General features: G+C 66.1%; 15 protein-coding genes. 14 read left to right on the top strand and 1 reads right to left on the bottom strand.

Annotated elements, in window-relative coordinates; translation table 11 throughout:
* Positions 1-21: 21 nt before the first annotated feature.
* The 3 genes from IEW24_RS08400 to IEW24_RS08390 are packed head-to-tail and all read left to right on the top strand — an operon-like array spanning position 22 to position 2,041.
* Complete coding sequence (locus IEW24_RS08400) at positions 22-708, top strand: PP2C family protein-serine/threonine phosphatase (RefSeq protein ID WP_188577125.1); 687 nt, start codon at positions 22-24, stop codon at positions 706-708.
* Positions 705-1,262, top strand: coding sequence for a hypothetical protein (locus tag IEW24_RS08395; RefSeq protein ID WP_188577122.1), 558 nt, complete (start codon positions 705-707; stop codon positions 1,260-1,262). The genes IEW24_RS08400 and IEW24_RS08395 overlap by 4 nt, the downstream gene beginning before the upstream one ends.
* Positions 1,259-2,041, top strand: a complete 783-nt coding sequence (locus IEW24_RS08390; RefSeq protein WP_188577120.1) for a MinD/ParA family ATP-binding protein — start codon at positions 1,259-1,261, stop codon at positions 2,039-2,041. The genes IEW24_RS08395 and IEW24_RS08390 overlap by 4 nt, the downstream gene beginning before the upstream one ends.
* A 12-nt stretch (positions 2,042-2,053) precedes the next feature.
* Here the strand turns inward: IEW24_RS08390 and tssJ are convergent, their stop codons facing one another.
* Positions 2,054-2,623 carry a type VI secretion system lipoprotein TssJ gene (gene tssJ, locus IEW24_RS08385; RefSeq protein ID WP_188577118.1) on the bottom strand — a complete coding sequence of 190 codons (570 nt, stop codon included), beginning with the start codon at positions 2,621-2,623 and terminating at the stop codon, positions 2,054-2,056.
* Between the two features lie 243 nt (positions 2,624-2,866).
* Here tssJ and tssH point away from each other — a divergent pair, with 243 nt between their 5' ends.
* From tssH to icmH, 11 genes are all read left to right on the top strand, one after another.
* Positions 2,867-5,494, top strand: a complete 2,628-nt coding sequence (gene tssH / locus IEW24_RS08380) for a type VI secretion system ATPase TssH (RefSeq protein WP_188577116.1) — start codon at positions 2,867-2,869, stop codon at positions 5,492-5,494.
* Between the two features lie 77 nt (positions 5,495-5,571).
* Entirely contained in the window at positions 5,572-5,892 is a 321-nt protein-coding gene (locus IEW24_RS08375; RefSeq protein WP_244644256.1) for a PAAR domain-containing protein, read from the top strand.
* Positions 5,893-5,895: 3 nt separating this feature from the next.
* Positions 5,896-6,939, top strand: coding sequence for a methyltransferase domain-containing protein (locus IEW24_RS08370; RefSeq protein WP_188577113.1), 1,044 nt, complete (start codon positions 5,896-5,898; stop codon positions 6,937-6,939).
* A 102-nt stretch (positions 6,940-7,041) separates the two neighbouring features.
* Entirely contained in the window at positions 7,042-7,518 is a 477-nt protein-coding gene (locus tag IEW24_RS08365) for an Hcp family type VI secretion system effector (RefSeq protein WP_188577111.1), read from the top strand.
* 74 nt (positions 7,519-7,592) lie between these two features.
* A complete protein-coding gene (locus IEW24_RS08360) occupies positions 7,593-9,581 on the top strand; it encodes a hypothetical protein (protein ID WP_188577109.1) in 1,989 nt (662 codons plus the stop codon).
* Between the two features lie 59 nt (positions 9,582-9,640).
* Positions 9,641-10,117, top strand: a complete 477-nt coding sequence (locus tag IEW24_RS08355; RefSeq protein WP_188577107.1) for an Hcp family type VI secretion system effector — start codon at positions 9,641-9,643, stop codon at positions 10,115-10,117.
* 242 nt (positions 10,118-10,359) lie between these two features.
* Complete coding sequence (locus IEW24_RS08350; RefSeq protein WP_188577105.1) at positions 10,360-12,429, top strand: type VI secretion system Vgr family protein; 2,070 nt, start codon at positions 10,360-10,362, stop codon at positions 12,427-12,429.
* 11 nt (positions 12,430-12,440) lie between these two features.
* Complete coding sequence (locus IEW24_RS08345; protein WP_188577103.1) at positions 12,441-13,043, top strand: DUF6931 family protein; 603 nt, start codon at positions 12,441-12,443, stop codon at positions 13,041-13,043.
* Positions 13,040-14,299, top strand: a complete 1,260-nt coding sequence (locus IEW24_RS08340; RefSeq protein WP_188577101.1) for an FHA domain-containing protein — start codon at positions 13,040-13,042, stop codon at positions 14,297-14,299. The genes IEW24_RS08345 and IEW24_RS08340 overlap by 4 nt, the downstream gene beginning before the upstream one ends.
* On the top strand, positions 14,296-15,630 hold the full coding sequence (gene tssK, locus IEW24_RS08335) for a type VI secretion system baseplate subunit TssK (protein WP_188577099.1): 1,335 nt from the start codon (positions 14,296-14,298) through the stop codon (positions 15,628-15,630). The genes IEW24_RS08340 and tssK overlap by 4 nt, the downstream gene beginning before the upstream one ends.
* Positions 15,631-15,891: 261 nt before the next feature.
* A complete protein-coding gene (gene icmH / locus IEW24_RS08330; protein WP_188577098.1) occupies positions 15,892-17,376 on the top strand; it encodes a type IVB secretion system protein IcmH/DotU in 1,485 nt (494 codons plus the stop codon).
* Positions 17,377-17,393 lie beyond the last annotated feature (17 nt).

The raw sequence follows: 17,393 nt of genomic DNA, 5'->3' as shown, positions 1-17,393 counted from the left end.
GGCCAGCAAGCGGAGCCTTCCATGACCATCGCCTGCGTGCTCGCCACGTCCGCCGCCAGCCGGCAGGGACGGGCGCGTGAGAATAACGAGGACGCCGTCTTCTCCGATCCCGAAACCGGCATCCATCTGGTGTCGGACGGCGTGGGCGGCCTGCCCCATGGCGAAGTGGCGAGCGGGGAAATCGCCCGCTCCTGCGCGGAGATCGGCCCCGAGGGCGCTTTCTCCCACCGGCTCAACGTGCTGGAAGCCGCCCTCGGCCGCGCCAACCGTGCCATCTATGAGACCGGCGCGCTGGGCCGCCCGCCCTTCACCATGGCGGCCACCGTGGTGGCGGTGGTGGCGGAGCCGGGGCGCGCGGGCGTGTTCTGGGTCGGCGACAGCCGGCTCTATCTGTACCATCAGGGCCGTCTGCGGCAGATGACCACCGACCATGTGGAACTGCGCGGCACCCGCCGGCTCGTGACCCGCGTGGTGGGCCCGGATCCGCATCTGGAACTGGATTTCTTCATGCTGCCGCTGGAGGCCGGAGACCAGCTGCTGCTGTGCACGGACGGCGTGTCGGACGTGCTCAAGCCGGACGTGCTCGCGGCCATGCTGGCGCAAGGCGGGGCGGATATGGCGGGGCGCATCGTGGGTGAAGTGGCCCGCCTGGGCGGCCGCGACGATGCCACCGCCGTCGTCATCAGCCAGTGGGAGGCAGCCCCGTGAGCGGTAGCGATCAACGCCCCATGAGCGACAGCGATCAACGGCCGGTGGGCGACAGCGATCAACGGCCGGTCAGCGGTAGCGCGCCGAAGGACGCAGGCGCATCCCGGACGCCTCCGCAGGTGTCCGCCAACGACACCTCGGCCCTCGTGCGGCTGGAGCAGCTCTGCCGTGAGATCGCGCGTGGCGACCACGACCATGCGGATGACCTGTTCGACCTCACCGTCGCCGCCGATGCATCCGAGGTGGTGCACAGTCTCGCCGAGGCGTTCGGCTTCATGCTTGTGCAGGTGGAGGCGCGCGAGATGCACCTCACCAACCTCATCGACGACCTCACGGAGCTGAAGGGCGAGCTGGAAATCGCCAACCAGCGGCTGGAGAAAGAGAATGCCCAGCTCACCGGCCAGTTGAAACGCCTGACGGTGGAGATCGACCGGCACGAGCTGAACAAGAATGTCGGCGCCATCGTCGATACCGAGTATTTCCAGGACCTTCAGCAACGGGCCCGCGAGATGCGGGCGCGCCATCTTCCGCGTGACCGGGCACAAGACGAATGACCACCATCATTTCCGTCCATTCCTACCGGGGCGGCACAGGCAAATCGAACATCACCGCCAATGTGGCCTCGCTGCTCGCCCAGCGCGGCCATCGCGTCGGCATCATGGACGTGGACATCCATTCGCCCGGCATCCATGTGCTGTTCGGGCTGGATCCGCAGAACATTGATCACACGCTCAACGACTTCCTGTGGGGCCGGTGCAGCGTGGATGCGGCCATCGTGGACGTGACCCAGGCCGCCCTCCCCGCCTCCGGCGGCAAGGGACAGGTGCTGCTGGTGCCGAGCAGCATGCGCACCGGCGAGATCGCCCGCATCCTGAAGGAAGGCTATGCGGTGGATGTGCTCAACGAGGGCATCCAGGAGCTCTGCACCCGGATCGATCTCGACTATCTGATCATCGACACCCATCCGGGCGTGAACGAGGAGACACTGCTCTCCATCGCCATTTCCGATTGCCTGCTGCTGGTGCTGCGGCCCGACCATCAGGACTATCAGGGCACGGCGGTGACGCTGGAACTGGCGCAGCGCCTCGAAGTCCCGCAGATGCTGCTGGTGGTCAACAAGGTGCTGGGCACCATCGACGGCTCGGGGCTGAAGGACGAGATCGAGGCTGCCTATCGCACGCCGGTGGCCTGTGTTCTGCCACTCAGCGAGGATCTGGTGCGCCTCGGCAGCGCCGCCGTGCTGGCGGCGGTGGAACCGTCCTCGCTCTATGTGAACAAGCTGAAGGACGTGGTCGCCTATCTGGAGACCCACCGCAGCGGCAAGGCGGGATAGGACGCCTTCCGCTCAGAAGAAGGGCGGCAGGGGCGGCAGCCCCTTCTGGCCCACCACCACATGCTCGAAGGTGGCGGTGGTGCCGGTGAGGTTCAGCTGCACGTCGTTCACCAGTCCCGCCTGCAGGCCGATGGTGGCGCGCCACTGGGCAGTGTCGATGGTGCGGAAGGCGGCGATCACGCCCAGAAGGGTCGCTTCCGGCGGCACGGTGTCCTGCACCGGAATGTTGCCGTTCACCGGCACCACGATCTCTTTCTTGGATAGCATGCTGGCGCCCAGCACCGCGGCATCCTGCGTGTAGAGCGTGGTGAAGTCGCTCTGCATGAAATTGGTGTCGTCCTTGAGCACGTACAGGCGCACGGTGACGGGCGACGGCACGCCGGTGGGGCTCGGATTGATGGTGTTGTCCGCCAGGAAGCGCACGCCGATGATGGTCGGCTTGGGCGGCGGCACCGGAATGGCGGCGCAGCCCGTCAGGCCGGCCAGCCCGCCGAGCACGAACGACCGGCGCGCCAGCCGGACCTTGAGGCCCGCACCGTCCCCCATCGCTTTCCGCGCTTCAGGCGTTGTCGATCCCGACACGTCGACTCCTTAAGCTTTTACCCCACTCTGCTCACCTTCTATGGCCCGCGCCTGCGCGCAGGCGCAACCCAAAAGCGCGGAAGGGCTGGTCAAACATTTTGAAATCGTTAACTTTCCAATCAAGGAGCCGAAAGCGGCCCGTAGCGCCATGCAGGCTTCACGCAACTCTGTTTGATCAGAGCTAGGCTGAGCGCAAGCGAGGGTATAAGTACCTCTCTTACATCTTGAGGCGGGGGAAGCAGTATGCCGGCTATCGACCTGAAGGCACTCATCGGACGCATGAACCCGGTGAGCCGTTCAACGCTCGAGGGGGCAGCCGGCTTTGCGCTGATGCGCACCCACTACAATGTGGAGATTGAGCACTGGCTCTCCCGCCTGCTGGCCGAAGCCAACACTGACATTCCGCTCATCCTGGCCCATTACGGCATCGACCAGGGCAAGGTGGAACGTGACCTCGGCCACAGCCTTGATCGCCTGCGCAACGGCAACAGCCGCGCGCCGGGCCTCTCGCCGGATATCGTGGAAGCCGCCAAGCAGGCCTGGCTGATCGCCTCCATCGACGGCGGCCTCACGCAGGCGCGCTCCGGCCACATCCTGTGGGCGCTGCTCACCGATGGCTCGCTGTCGCTGAAGCTCAACGACATCTCGCCCGAGTTCAAGGCGCTCTCCGCGGACGCGCTGCAAAAGGAATTCGCCGCCGTCACCGCCGCCTCCAGCGAGCAGAAGGCGGCGCTGGCCGAACCCGGCGCGGGCTTCGCTGCCCCCGGCAGCGGCGGCAAGACCGGCGATGCGCTGGCGCAATACACGGTGGACCTCACCGCCGAGGCCAAGGCGGGCCGCATCGATCCCATCCTCGGCCGCGATGCCGAGATCCGGCAGATCGTGGACATCCTGATCCGCCGCCGCCAGAACAATCCGATCCTCACCGGCGAGGCCGGCGTGGGCAAAACCGCCGTGGTGGAAGGCTTTGCCCTGCGCATCGCTGCCGGCGACGTGCCCCCGGCACTGCGCAACGTGGTGCTGCGCACCCTCGACCTCGGCCTGCTGCAGGCCGGCGCCAGCATGAAGGGCGAGTTCGAGAACCGCCTGCGCGGCGTCATCGACGGGGTGAAGGCCTCGCCCGTGCCGACCATCCTGTTCATCGACGAGGCGCACACGCTGATCGGCGCCGGCGGCGCGGCCGGACAGGGCGATGCCGCCAACCTGCTGAAGCCCGCGCTGGCACGCGGCGAGCTGCGCACCATCGCGGCGACGACCTGGGCGGAATACAAGAAGTATTTCGAGAAGGACGCCGCCCTCACCCGCCGCTTCCAGGTGGTGAAGGTGGAGGAGCCCTCCGAGCCGGTGGCCATCGCCATGCTGCGCGGCCTCGTGCCGGTGCTGGAGGGCTACCACAAGGTCCGAATCCTCGATGAGGCGGTGAGCGAGGCGGTGCGCCTCTCGGCCCGCTTCATCCCCTCCCGCCAGTTGCCGGACAAGGGCGTGTCGCTGCTCGACACCGCCTGCTCGCGCGTGGCGGTGAGCCAGACCACCATCCCCGCCGCCATCGACGACCGCACGCGGCGCATCGAGCTGATCGACGCCGAACTGGCGCTCATCGCCCGCGAGACGGCGGCCGGCACCGACCATTCCGCCCGCATCGAGGGCCTGAACACCGAGCGCGCCACGCTGGACGAGGAGCGCGCCACGCTCACCACCCGCTGGGACGAGGAGAAGGCGCTCGTTGAGACGCTTGGCAACCTGCGCACCGCGCTTGAGGCGGAGGCCGACGAGGCCACCCATGCCGCCCAGCGCCAGGAATTCGCCGACACCAGCAGCAAGCTGAAGACCCTTCAGGGCGAAACCCCGCTGGTGTTCCCGCTGGTGGATGGCCAGGCGGTCGCCGAGGTGGTCGAGAACTGGACCGGCATCCCCGCCGGCCGCATGCGCTCGGACGAGATCCGCACCGTGCTGGCCTTGCAGGAGACCATGGAGCATCGCGTCGTGGGTCAGTCCCACGCCATTGCCGCCGTGGCGCAGGCCATCCGCACCTCGCGCGCCGGCATGACCGATCCGCGCAAGCCGCTGGGCGTGTTCCTGATGGTCGGCCCCTCGGGCGTCGGCAAGACCGAGACCGCGCTGACGCTGGCGGACCAGCTCTATGGCGGTGAGCAGAACCTCACCACCATCAACATGTCCGAATACAAGGAAGAGCATAAGGTCAGCCTGCTCATGGGCAGCCCTCCCGGCTATGTGGGCTATGGCGAGGGCGGCGTGCTCACCGAGGCGGTGCGCCGCCGGCCCTATTCGGTGATCCTGCTGGACGAGATGGAGAAGGCCCATCCCGGCGTGCAGGACGTGTTCTTCCAGGTGTTCGACAAGGGCTCCATGAAGGACGGCGAAGGCCGCGAGATCGACTTCAAGAACACCGTCGTGATCATGACCTCCAACGCCGCTTCCGACCTGATCGTGAAGCTGTGCGCCGATCCCGACACCATGCCGGAACCGCATGTGCTGGCCGAGGCCATCCGGCCGGAGCTGGAGAAATACTACAAGGCCGCCTTCCTCGGCCGCGTCACGCTGGTGCCCTACCTGCCGCTGACCGACGAGATCATCCGCCAGATCGTGGTGCTGCAGATGGAGCGCATCAAGAAGCGCGTTGTCGGCACCTACGGCGCCAGCTTCAGCTATGATCCGGCGCTCATCGAGGCCATTGCGGCGCGCTGCACGGAGAGCGCGTCGGGCGCGCGCAACATCGAGAACATCCTCTCGCGCACCCTGCTGCCGGAACTCTCCAGCCACCTGCTGGAAGCCATGGCGGCGGAGACGCCAATCACCGAGATTTCGGTCGGCCTCACCGAGGACGGCCAGTTCTCCTATTCCATTTCCTGAGCGGAGAAGCCCTTATGCCTCCCGCAGCCCGGCTCGGCGACAAGGTGATGCAATCCGCACCACACTGTCACGCGCCCATGCATCCGGCGGCACCGGTTCCAACGCCTGTGCCACACCCGCCCATGCAGCTGCCGATCATGAAGGGGTGCCCTACCGTGCTGATCGGAAACATGCCCGCCGCCCGCGTCACCGACACCACCACGCCCTGCATGCTGGGCGGATGCGTGCCGGGCGGGCCGGGCATGATCCTGGCCGGCTCGGCCACCGTGATGATCGGCGGCATGCCCGCCGCGCGCGTCGGTGATGCCACGCTGCATTCCAGCTGCGTGGCCCCCATTCCCAGCCCCTCGGGCACCATCATGGCGCCCGGCTGCACCACCGTGATCATCGGCGGCTGACGCATGCGCCGCCGCCATTTCGAGACGCTGAAGCCGGTGTGTCCGGCCTGCCGGCAGGCGGGCCAGGACCACGCGCTGGCGCTCGAACACGGCTTCCTTGCCAGTGGCGAGGACATTTCCGCCGGCATCCTGCGCTGTTCGGATCCCGGCTGCTGGAAAGCCTACCCCATCATTGCCGGTACCCCCATTCTGGTGCCGGACGTAGCGACATGGCTCGCCGCCAACCTGCATCTCGTGCTGCAGCGCGGCGTCGAGACCGGGCCGCTGGAGGAACTTGTGGGCACGGCCGTGGGGCCGGACGCTGCCTTCAACCTCGTGCGGCAGCAGCAGTCCACCTACGGCCACGACCATTATGGCGACCTGTTCGCGGATGAGGCCGAGGGTGCGGACGGCACCACCGGCAGCGTGCGGACGGCGCTCGACACCGCTCTGGAGCGCCTGCCGCCGCGCGCGGGCGCGACGCTGGATATGGGCTGCGCCGCGGGCCGCACCAGTTTCGACCTCGCCGCCGCCACCGGCCGCCTCGTATTGGGCATCGACCTGAACTGGCAGCTCATGAGCCTCGGGCGCGGGCTGATTGATGAGGGCCGGATCACCTATCCGCTGCGCCGCAGCGGCAACACGTTCGAGCGCAGGAGCTGCGCGGTGAAGCTGCCGGGGGCGGAGCTGGTGGATTTCTGGATCGCCGACGCGCTGGCCCTGCCCTTCGCGGACGGCAGCTTCGGGCATGCCACGGCCTTTAACGTGCTCGACTGCGTGGCGGAGCCCGCCCGCCTCGTGCGCGAAACGCATCGCGTGCTGGAGACGGGCGCGGGCTTCGCACTCTCGACACCGTTCGACTGGGCGAGCCACGCCACTTCGCCGGCACACTGGATCGAAGGGCCGGAAGCGTTGAGCCGGCTGCTGTCTCAGGTCTTCATCGAGCCCGGCACCGCCGAGCCCGGACATGCTGCTTTGCAACACGGAGAGTTGCCCTGGACTGTGCGGCTGCACGATAACGCGAGCGTGCAGTATCGGGCGACTTTCTATGTGGTTTCCAAACTCTAGATACCTCCACAACGGTGTCTTGATCCGGTATCATCCTTGTTAAAATAGGCTGTTACATCCATTCACAGCCACCACGATGGTGGGACAGAAGCGGGGGCTTCCATGGCCATTTACGTAAAGTACGACGGCATCGACGGTGAAGCCACGCACCAGGACCACAAGAAGTGGATCGACGTGCTGTCGCTCTCCTGGGGCGTCGGTCGCGGCATCTCCACCACCTCCGGCTCGACCAACAACCGCGAGGCTTCTGAGCCGTCGGTCAGCGAAGTGTCGCTGGTGAAGATGTTCGACGCCGCCTCGCCGAAGCTGTTCACGGAAGCCTGCACCGGCAATGCCGGCAAGACGGTGAAGATCGATCTCGTCACCACCGGCAGCCCGGGTGCCACCTACTGCACCTACACGCTGACCAACGCGCTGATCTCGTCCTACTCCGTCTCCTCGGGCGGCGACCGCCCCACGGAGTCCGTGTCCATCAGCTTCACCAAGCTCGAGTTCAAGTTCACGCCCTACGACGACAAGAACAAGGCCGGCACGCCCGTCACCGTGTCCTACGACATGGCGACCACCAAGAGTTCGTGAGCCAGCCGCAGCCCTGCTGCGGATATATCGACTGTCGCGTATTGCGCTCTCGCTGATGCGGGAGCGCTTAAAGCTTGGCCGAGGCGGAAATGACCACGATCAAAGACTTGGAAAATGCCGTCAAGGCAGTGACCGGCCAGAGGCAGGAAATAACCCTTGGGCCGATTTCGCTGGCCAATCCGAATATTCTTTCGGATCTTGGACCGCTGACATCCAAGCTCGAGAAAGATCGCACGATAGATACGGCCATCGCACTCAACTATGTGCTTGGCGAAAATCGGCGCTATCTGACGCGGGATATTGACACCGGCCGCATCCGGATTGCCATCCGTGATCTTGCCAAGGAGCTGCGCAACTCCGACGAACGGATCACGTCGAAATACTCGCAGTCTGTCAGCCAGCTTTTTGATCGCTGCAACCACAGCAAGATCACGGCGAGCATCGGCTCCGTGACGAAGGCGCTTACGCCCGAGCCCACGACGCCGCTTTGGGCCACCGCGCTCGACATTGCGCTGGCCACCGGCCTCAGCATGGTGCCGTTCGTCGGGCCGACGCTCGCGGCGGGCGCGACCGGCGGCCTGGGCAAGCTGATCAGCGGCGGCATCGGCATCGGCGTGACCTATGTGAACAAGGACCTCGGGGTCAGCAGCCTGTCGTCCTACAATTCCGATCTGAAGGCGACCACGAGCGTCGGCGACGGACTGAAGCAGATGCCGGGAACCCTGCTCACGTCGGTGAGCGGCCAGTTCACGAGCAAGACGACCGCGGGTTCGGCCCTCGTCGCCTATCTGGCGAAGCGGGATGAGAACAAGGCCAAGAAGACGCTCACAAACCCGCAAGCCTTTGTGACGAGCTTCAGCAAGGTCATCAATCCGATGACCCAGAACCAGATTCTCAACAACGATATTTTCGACACGCTCCGCCTCAACCTGGCCAATTCAAGCGCCATCATTACGGCGAAGCAGGACGTCGTGGATTGTCTTTCGAAAGAAAGCGATACGGTTGAGACCTATATCGACAAATTCGGCGAGACGGTCAGCAAGTCGGCCGAACTGATCGCAACCGTGGTGAACGCCAGCATCATTGGTTCGTTCAATGATCTGTTCCAGGTTTACGATCAGCGCCTCATCACCGCGAAGTCAACGCATGTGGGGCTGCACCTGTTTGAAGCGGATACGACGACCGAACGCTCCAAATCCACGGTACTCGCGCTGATCATCACGGCCTATTATCTCAATCCCGGCATCAAGGAATCCATCCGCGCCAACAAGGGCGCAGGCGCGGGCATCCTGCCCCTGTTCGACGATATCGGCGTCCTCGACCTGATCAACGGCGACATCCAGCGAGGCACCCCCAAGGTGGCCACCGGCAATCCCCGCAGCACCGCGATGACCAAGCTCGCGGATCAGCGGACGGATATTCGCGGGAACTTCAAGGACACGACAGATCCTGTCGAGGCCATCAACCGGGCCGTGAAAGAGGGCAATACGTATATTACCCTCGTGAAAAGCTCCATGATCGACACGATCAACAAAGTCCTGTTCGCCCACAACAACAGCGGATATTTCAAGGAAATACTCAGCATATTCGCGGCCAGCAACATGATCGTGAATTCCGTCTGGAAGGCGGCGGCCACGCAGGGCAGCATCGACAAATGGTTTTCCGAGAAGTTTGAAGTTCCTAAAAAGGCGGTCGCCGCCCTGAAGGACGCGGGGTTCATAAAGACCTACTCGACCACCGTCGGCTCCGTCAGCAATGAAAAGAAGCTCGAAACCATTGGCGGCGCCACGGTCAACAATCAGACCAAAAAACTCGAATACAGCCCAACCAATCGCAAATCAGCGACATTGCGTTATTATGACGGTTGGGTGAAGGGGGCCAGCGACCGCGAAAAGATGATGCTCTATCTTTTTGCCCGGGCAGTGACGAACGACGTCAACCTGTTCCATGTTTTCATGGGCGTGGTCGACTGGACCAAGGTAAAGGAACTTCTTCACTCTATTATTGCTGAGATCAACATCGCATCTCATTCCGTTGACACGAAGGACATGCGTCCGAATTAGGATCTCCTTTTCGGATCAACTGTCTAACTATAACCACTAGGCGCAGAAGGAAGGGTATCATGGCCATTTACGTGAAGTACGACGGCATCGACGGTGAAGCCACGCACCAGGACCACAAGAAGTGGATCGACGTGCTGTCGCTCTCCTGGGGCGTCGGTCGCGGCATCTCCACCACCTCCGGCTCCACCAACAACCGCGAGGCCTCTGAGCCGTCGATCAGCGAAGTGTCGCTGGTGAAGATGTTCGACGCGTCGTCGCCGAAGCTGTTCACCGAGAGCTGCACCGGCAATGCCGGCAAGACGGTGAAGATCGACCTCGTCACCACCGGCAGCCCGGGTGCCACCTACTGCACCTACACGCTGACCAACGCGCTGATCTCGTCCTACTCCGTATCCACGGGCGGCGACCGCCCCACGGAGTCCGTGTCCATCAGCTTCACCAAGCTCGAGTTCAAGTTCACGCCCTACGACGACAAGAACAAGGCCGGCACCCCGGTCACTGTTTCCTACGACCTCGCCACCACCAAGAGCTCCTGATCCCCCACGGGACAGGCGTCTCTCCGGAGGAGAGCACAACACGTGGGCGCTGCCGCAACGGGATATCCCGCGGCGGCGCCCGCATTTCCGCCAGGCGTGACTCCCGCGTCATCGCGGAGCACCATGGCGGGGCAGGATGAAATCTTGGGCGCAATTCCATTTGAGCGGCTCAGGCGGTCGCGGTCCCGACAGCGGGGCTCGTTCCGCTTCGCTCCCTCGCGCCCTCAGCGAGGGATGACCGCATGAGTGCCGCGATCACGCCGGTGCAGACCAACCGCCTGCTGCAGCTCACCACCCCGCTGGGTGGCGACGTGCTGATCGCGACCGATCTCTCCGGCACGGAAGGGCTCTCGCAGCTCTTTTCCTTCACCGTGTCCATGGTTTCCAGCAACGCCGCCATCACCCCGGACCAGATGCTGGGCAAGGCTGTCACCGTGAAGATCGCGCGCCCCGACAGCGATCCGCGCTGTATCAACGGCATCGTCACGCGCTTCCTCGCCGGCGACCAGAGCGTGGACGGCCTGCGCCGCTATCAGGCGGTGCTCTCGCCGAAGCTCTGGCTGCTCACCCGCACCGCCGACTGCCGCATCTTCCAGAACCAGAGCGTGACCCAGATCGCCGACACGCTGCTCTCGGACGGCGGCGTCACGGACTACAAGAAGCAGGGTCTCTCCGGCACCCATCCCACGCGCGACTATTGCGTGCAGTATCGCGAGACGGACTTCGCCTTCCTCCAGCGCATCTTCGCGGAAGAGGGCATCTATTTCTATTTCCAGCACACCGACAGCGGCCACACGCTGGTGCTGAGCGACAGCACGTCCGGCTATGCGGACTGCGCCGACAAATCGGTGAACCACGCCCCCGCCGCCACCGGCCAGACCATCGGCGTGCAGGAATGGTCGTCGGGCTTCGCCTTCCAGTCCGGCAAGACCACGCTGTCGGACTATAATTTCGAGCAGCCGACCACGGATCTGACCGCCAGCACCACCACGGTGCTGAGCAATTCGGCCTTCAAGAGCTGGGAGATCTACGATTATCCCGGCGACTACACGCAGAAGAGCGACGGCACCTCGCTCTCGCGCGTCCGCATGGAGGCGGATGAGGCGAATTATGCGGTCTCGCCCGGCGCCTCCACCTATGCCGGCTTCATGCCCGGCACCAAGTTCACCATGACCAAGCACGAGGTCTCGTCCGAGCAGGGCAAGCAATACACCCTCGCCGTCGTCGACCACGTGGCGAAGGACTATTCCCACCTCGGCAACCAGACCAAGGACGTCACCTATTCCAACCGCTTCACGGCCATTCCGGCGACGGTGGCCTGGCGTCCGCAGCCGGTGACGCGCCGCCCCCTCATCCCCGGACCGCAGACGGCCACCGTGGTGGGGCCTTCGGGCGAGGAGATCTATTGCGACAAGTACGGCCGCATCCGGCTCCAGTTCCACTGGGACCGGCTGGGCAAGAATGACGAGAACAGCTCCTGCTGGGTGCGGGTGTCGCAGTCGCTGGCGGGCGCCACCTGGGGCGCGCAGTTCATCCCGCGCGTGGGCATGGAAGTGGTGGTGGCCTTCCTGGAGGGCGATCCGGACCGGCCGCTGGTGGTGGGCACGGTCTATAATGGCCAGAACATGCCGCCCTACACCATGCCCGACAACAAGACCCAGTCCGGCATCAAGACCCGTTCCAGTACCGGCGGCAGCGCCACCACGTTCAACGAGCTGCGCTTCGAGGACAAGAAGGACAGCGAGCTGGTCTACATGCACGCGCAGAAGGATTTTACGCGCGAAGTCGAGAATGATGACAAGCTCACCGTCAAGCACGACCAGACGCTGACCATCAAGAACGACCGCACCGAGACGGTGCAGGAAGGCAATGAGAGCGTCACCATCTCCAAGGGCAACCGCACGCTCACCGTCTCGGAAGGCAACGACACCACCACGGTGTCGCAGGGCAACCGCGCGGCCACCATCTCGCAGGGCAATGAGAGCCTGACCGTCTCGCAGGGCAACCTCAGCACCACCGTGTCACAGGGCAATGTGAGCACCACGGTGAGCAGCGGAAACCACACCGTGAGCCTCGGTTCGGGAAATGCGACATTGCAATGCGATGGCGGCAGCATCACCCTGCAGGCAGCGCAGACCATCACATTGAAGGTCGGCGGCAATTCTCTCACCATCAGCCAGAGCGGCATGACCCTGAACGCGACCCAGATCAGCATTTCCGGCAGCGCCAAGGTGGAAGTCTCCGGCGCCATGGTGAACGTCAGTGGCAGCGGCACCGTCCAGGTCAAGGGCGGCATGGTCACGATCAACTAGGGAGCCTGCTCATGGAACTCGGCTTCCTGCCCAAACTGCGCTTCGCCCAGGCGGCCCATCTGTGTGCCGTGCTGGAACCAGGCGAAGAGGCCAAGGCCATCCTCAGCCCCGGCATGAGCGCCAGCGATTTCCTCGGCGCGCTGGTTGAGGGCGGCCTCGTGGTGGATGCCATCCGCTATATGGCGGTGGCCCTGCCCCGCCGCGAGGCGGTGTGGTGGGCCTGCGCCTGCCGCCGCGCCCTGCTGCCGCCTGAGCTGCCGGAAGGCGATCTGGCGGCGTGGAAGGCGGCGGAGGACTGGGTCTACGATCCCACCGAGCCGTTCCGCCGCGCCTGCTATGGGCCTGCACAGGCATTGAAGTTCGAGACCGCCGGCGCCTATGCGGCGCTCGGCGCCTACTGGTCCGGCGGCAGCCTCGCGCCGCCGGAAGTCTCGCTCATCGTGCCGCCCGGCGACGGGCTCACGGGCACGGCGACGGCCGCGTCCGTCATTCTCACTTGCGTGCCCGGCGCCGCCAAGTCCATCGGCGAGCGCCAGAAAAAGGCGCTGACCATCGGCATCGACATCGCCAATGGCGGCACCGGCCTTGCCGACCAGAAGGCCGCGTCGGCATGAGCGTGGTTCTGCATCTCAAGCTGCTGATGCCCGGAAAGGTGCCGCCGGACCAGCGCGCCCGGAGCCTGACCGAGGGCACGCTGCGCATCGGCCGCGACGAGGACAATGACTGGGTGCTGGAGGATGACGCCAAGCTCATCTCGCGCCATCACTGCACGCTGACCGCCCGCTCGGGCCTGTTCACCATCATCGACACCTCCGGCAACGGCGTCTTCATCAACGACAGCGAGCGGGCACTCGGGCGCGGCAACTCCGCCATCCTGAGCGAGGGCGACCTGCTGCATCTGGGCGAGATCAGCATTCAGGTGTCGGTTGCCTCCCACACCGACGACAGCGACGCCTTCCGCGCCATGCTGCCGCCGCTGGGCGCGCCGGCGGATCTGGGCATCGGCGGCGCCGAGGTCCCTACCCGCGAGCCGCCCTTCGCCGCCCCGCCGCCGCTGGTTTCGCCGCAGCCGTCCGTCTCCCCGCTGTCCGCCCCGCAACGGCGCGGCACGCTGGGCTTCGATCTCATGCGCGCGCCCACTCCCACGGTGGACCGCACGCCCACCTATGACCCGAGCTGGGGCGGAACCCGCACGCCGTTCGGCGACCTGCCCTCGCCCACCGAACTGCCGCACGGCACGCCGCCCGATCATCTGCCGGTGGTGGAAGAGGCGCTGCCGCCCATCCGCGCCGCCTCGCCGCAGATCCCGGATGACTGGGATCTCGACCTGCCCCCGCGCACGCCGGACATTCCGCTGCCGCGCCCGAGCGCCATTCCCCCCGGCCCGGTGCCGCCCATGGCCACCCCGCTCCGGAAAACCGCGCCGCGCCCGGCCTCGCCCGAGCTGCCGCCGGATTTCGATCTGGATCTCGGCCCGGATTTCGCACCTGCCGCGCCCGCGCCCACCCCCGCCGTGCCCGCGGCTCCGGCCCCCGCGCCCGACGCGCAGGGCGACCGCCGGCTGCTGCTCGCGCTCATCGAGGCGCTGGGCGTCATCGAGAGCACCGTGATGCCCGCCGATCGCCCGCGCACTCTCTCGGGGGCGCCGGAGGAGGTGCTGACGCGCCTGTCGCGGGAAGATCCCGACTGGGTCGGCCTGACGCTGGTGAGCCTGTCGGCGGAAGTCTCCGCCCGCCTCGCCCAGGCTCCCGGTACCCAGGCTCCCGGTACCCGGCCGGCTGCGGCGCCCGTCGCCCCCGCCCCGCTTTCCCTTTCCCTGCCCGAGCGCGTGAACCGGCCGGTGCGTGACCCCGGAGACAGCTCCACATGAGCTCGAACAGCAAAGTCGTCTGGTCGGAGGGCATGTTCCTCCGGGCCCAGCATTTCCAGCAGCAGGACCGCTACACCGAGCGCCTCGTGCGCCAGCGGGTGGAAGGCGTCACGCCCTATCCCTGGGGCTTCCGGTCGCTGGAGATCGACCGGGGCCTGCTCGGCCTCGGCAAGTTCGCCCTCGCCGCGGCGGACGGCGTGTTCGCGGATGGCACGCCCTTCTCCGTGCCGGAGGACGATGCCCATCCGCTGACGCTCGATCTGCCGGTGGGCCTTTCGGACAGCACCATCTATCTGTGCCTGCCCATCACGCTGCGTGGTGCGCCGGAGATCGACGTCTCCGACCAGTTCAACTCCACCGCCCGTTTCGTCGCCGAGGAGAGCGACGTGGTGGATGCCATCAGCGGCGCGCAGGGCGTGTCGCGTCTGCGCACCGCGAAGCTGCGGCTTTCGCTGATGCTGGAGCATGAGGACCGTTCCGGCTTCTACTGCCTCGGCGTCGCCCGCGTGCAGGAGGTGGTGGCCGATCGCAAGGTGGTGCTGGACAACGGCTTCATCCCGGCCTGCCTGTCCTGCACCGCGTCCCCCGTGCTCACCGGCTTCCTGAGCGAGGTGGCAGCCATGCTGCACCATCGCGGCGCGGCGCTGGCCCCGCGCCTCACCGGCTCGACGGCGCATGGCGTGGCGGAGGTGGCCGACTTCCTGATGCTGCAGCTCACCAACCGCGTGGAGCCGCTGCTGGGCCATTATATCAACCTGCCCCAGCTGCATCCCGAGCGGCTCTATTCGACCTTCCTCGAGCTGGCCGGCGAACTGTCCACCTTCACCAGTTCCGACAAGCGCCCGCGCGAGCTGCCCGCCTATCGGCATGACGATCTGGAAGCCAGCTTCACGCCGCTGATGATGGAATTGCGCGCCGCGCTCAGCGCCGTTCTGGAACAGGCGGCGGTGCAGATTCCGCTTCAGGATCGCAAGTATGGCATCCGCGTCGGCGTCATCGCCGACCGCACCCTTCTGGGCGGCGCGGTGTTCGTGCTCATCTTCAAGGCCAGCATGCCCGATGAGGCGGTGCGCCGGACGCTTCCGGCCCTGATCAAGATCGGTCCCGTCGAACAAATTCGCGAACTGGTTAACGTGCAGTTGCCGGGCATCCGCATACAACCTCTCGCCGTAGCGCCGCGCCAGATTCCGTACCGCTCCGGCGCGGTCTATTTCCAGCTTGAAGCCGACAATCCCATGTGGGGCCAGATGGCCTCCTCAGGGGGTATCGCCGTCCATCTGGCCGGCGAATTCCCTGACGCGACAATGGAATTGTGGGCCATCCGCAGGTAAGCTGCTCCCGTTTTCCGCAGGCTCCGGAGGCCGGCGAAAAAGTGCCCAGCCATGGATCGGTCGAGACCGGCGGCAGGGACGACGCAATAAGGGCGCAAGGGCGCCTCTCCGACCCCGGCGCAGCGCATCGCGCGCCGGTAGGAAGACCAGACAGCCGCCGGCCCGCGCAGGGCCGGAGGCAGCCGTTTAGGTACCGCCAAGTTCAGTCATGCCCGCGCAACCCTGCCGGGGCAGGCTCACATCAACAACCGGAAGGGAGTCATGGCCAGAGACACCGACCCACAGACGGATGCGGACGCGACCATCGTCGCGCCGGCCGCGCGGTGGCGTGCTCCGGCCAGCGAACAGCCCATGCCGCAGATGGCCACCGCCACCCGCGCGCCGCAGCCGAGCCCCTTCCCCTTCCCGCGCGCTGCCGCCGCTGAACCGCGGCTCAGGGCGGTGGAGCGCGATCAGGGCCGCCGTGCGCCGGCTGCTGTCGCCCCGCCCGTCCCGCTGCTGCCGACACACGGGCCGAACGAGGCCGCCCTTCGCGCCGTGCTCGATGTCTATCAGGACAATCCCGGCCTCGCTCTGGCGGTACCGGTGCTGGAAATCCTGGTGCGCGCGCAGCTCCAGCCCACCGGCGACGCGGACGCGCTGCACGACCTCCTGCTGGACGAACTCCAGAATTTCGAGACCCACGCCATCGCGCGCGGCCTCTCGCACCAGCACACCCGCCTCATCCTCTATGCCATCGCCGCCACGGCGGACGACTGCGTGCTGCACACCGCATGGGGCAATGAGAGCGACTGGGCGGCCAAGACGCTGGTCTCGGCACTGTTCCAGGAGACCTGGGGCGGCGAGCGCTTCTTCGGCCTGCTCAACCAGATGATGGCCGCGCCCCACTCCGTGGTGCGCGAGATCGAGTTCTATTATTTCTGCCTGCAATTCGGCTTCGAGGGCAAATACCGCCTCGCCGCAAATGGCGCGGGCGAGCTGACGCGCCTGAAGGAAGACGTCTTCCAGTTCCTGCGCAGCGTGCGCGGCGGCGTGAAGCCTGAGCTGTCCCCCAGCTGGCGCGGCATCGCCGCCGAGAGCAAGGGGCCGGGCGACTTCCTGCCGCTGCTGTTCTACGGCATCGGCGTGCTGGCGTTCCTGATCATCCTGTTCCTCGGCTATTCCATCGTGCTGCGCCGGCAGGCGACCCTCGCCTCGCAGGAGGTGCAGGCGCTGATGACCGATCCGGTCATCGCCAAGCCCGTGCCGGTGCCCGTGGTGCCGCCGCCTCCGGCCCCGGCCCCCGCCCCCGTGACGCCGCCGGCCCCCGCGCAGACACCGTTGCAGGTGATCGGCGGCTTCCTTGAGCCGGAGCAGAAGGCCGGGCTCATCAAGGTGTTCGCGCGCGGCAATACGGTGGTGATCCAGACCCAGCAGGAGCTGTTCGCCAGCGCCTCCACGGCGCTCAGGCCGCCCTATCCGGAGGTGGTCAGCAAGATTGCGGCGGCGCTCGCCAAGTTCAAGGGACCCGTTCAGGTGCTGGGCTATACCGACGACATCCCGATCCGCAGTGCCACCTTCCCGGACAATCTCGCGCTCTCCACGGCGCGGGCGCGGGCGGTGGGGCAGGCTCTGGCCTCCGGCCTCGGCGGCAACACGCGCATCACCACGGAAGGCAAGGGCGACGCGGATCCCGTCGCCAGCAATGCGACGCCCGACGGCCGGCAGAAGAACCGCCGCGTCGAAATCATCCTCACGCCCCAATAAAGCCAGCGGCGGGGGAT

The organism is Azorhizobium oxalatiphilum, from assembly GCF_014635325.1.
In the GTDB taxonomy this organism is placed as follows: Bacteria; Pseudomonadota; Alphaproteobacteria; order Rhizobiales; family Xanthobacteraceae; genus Azorhizobium; species Azorhizobium oxalatiphilum.
Note: the sequence above shows the minus strand (reverse complement) of the source record. Positions and strands in the feature narration are given on the sequence as shown.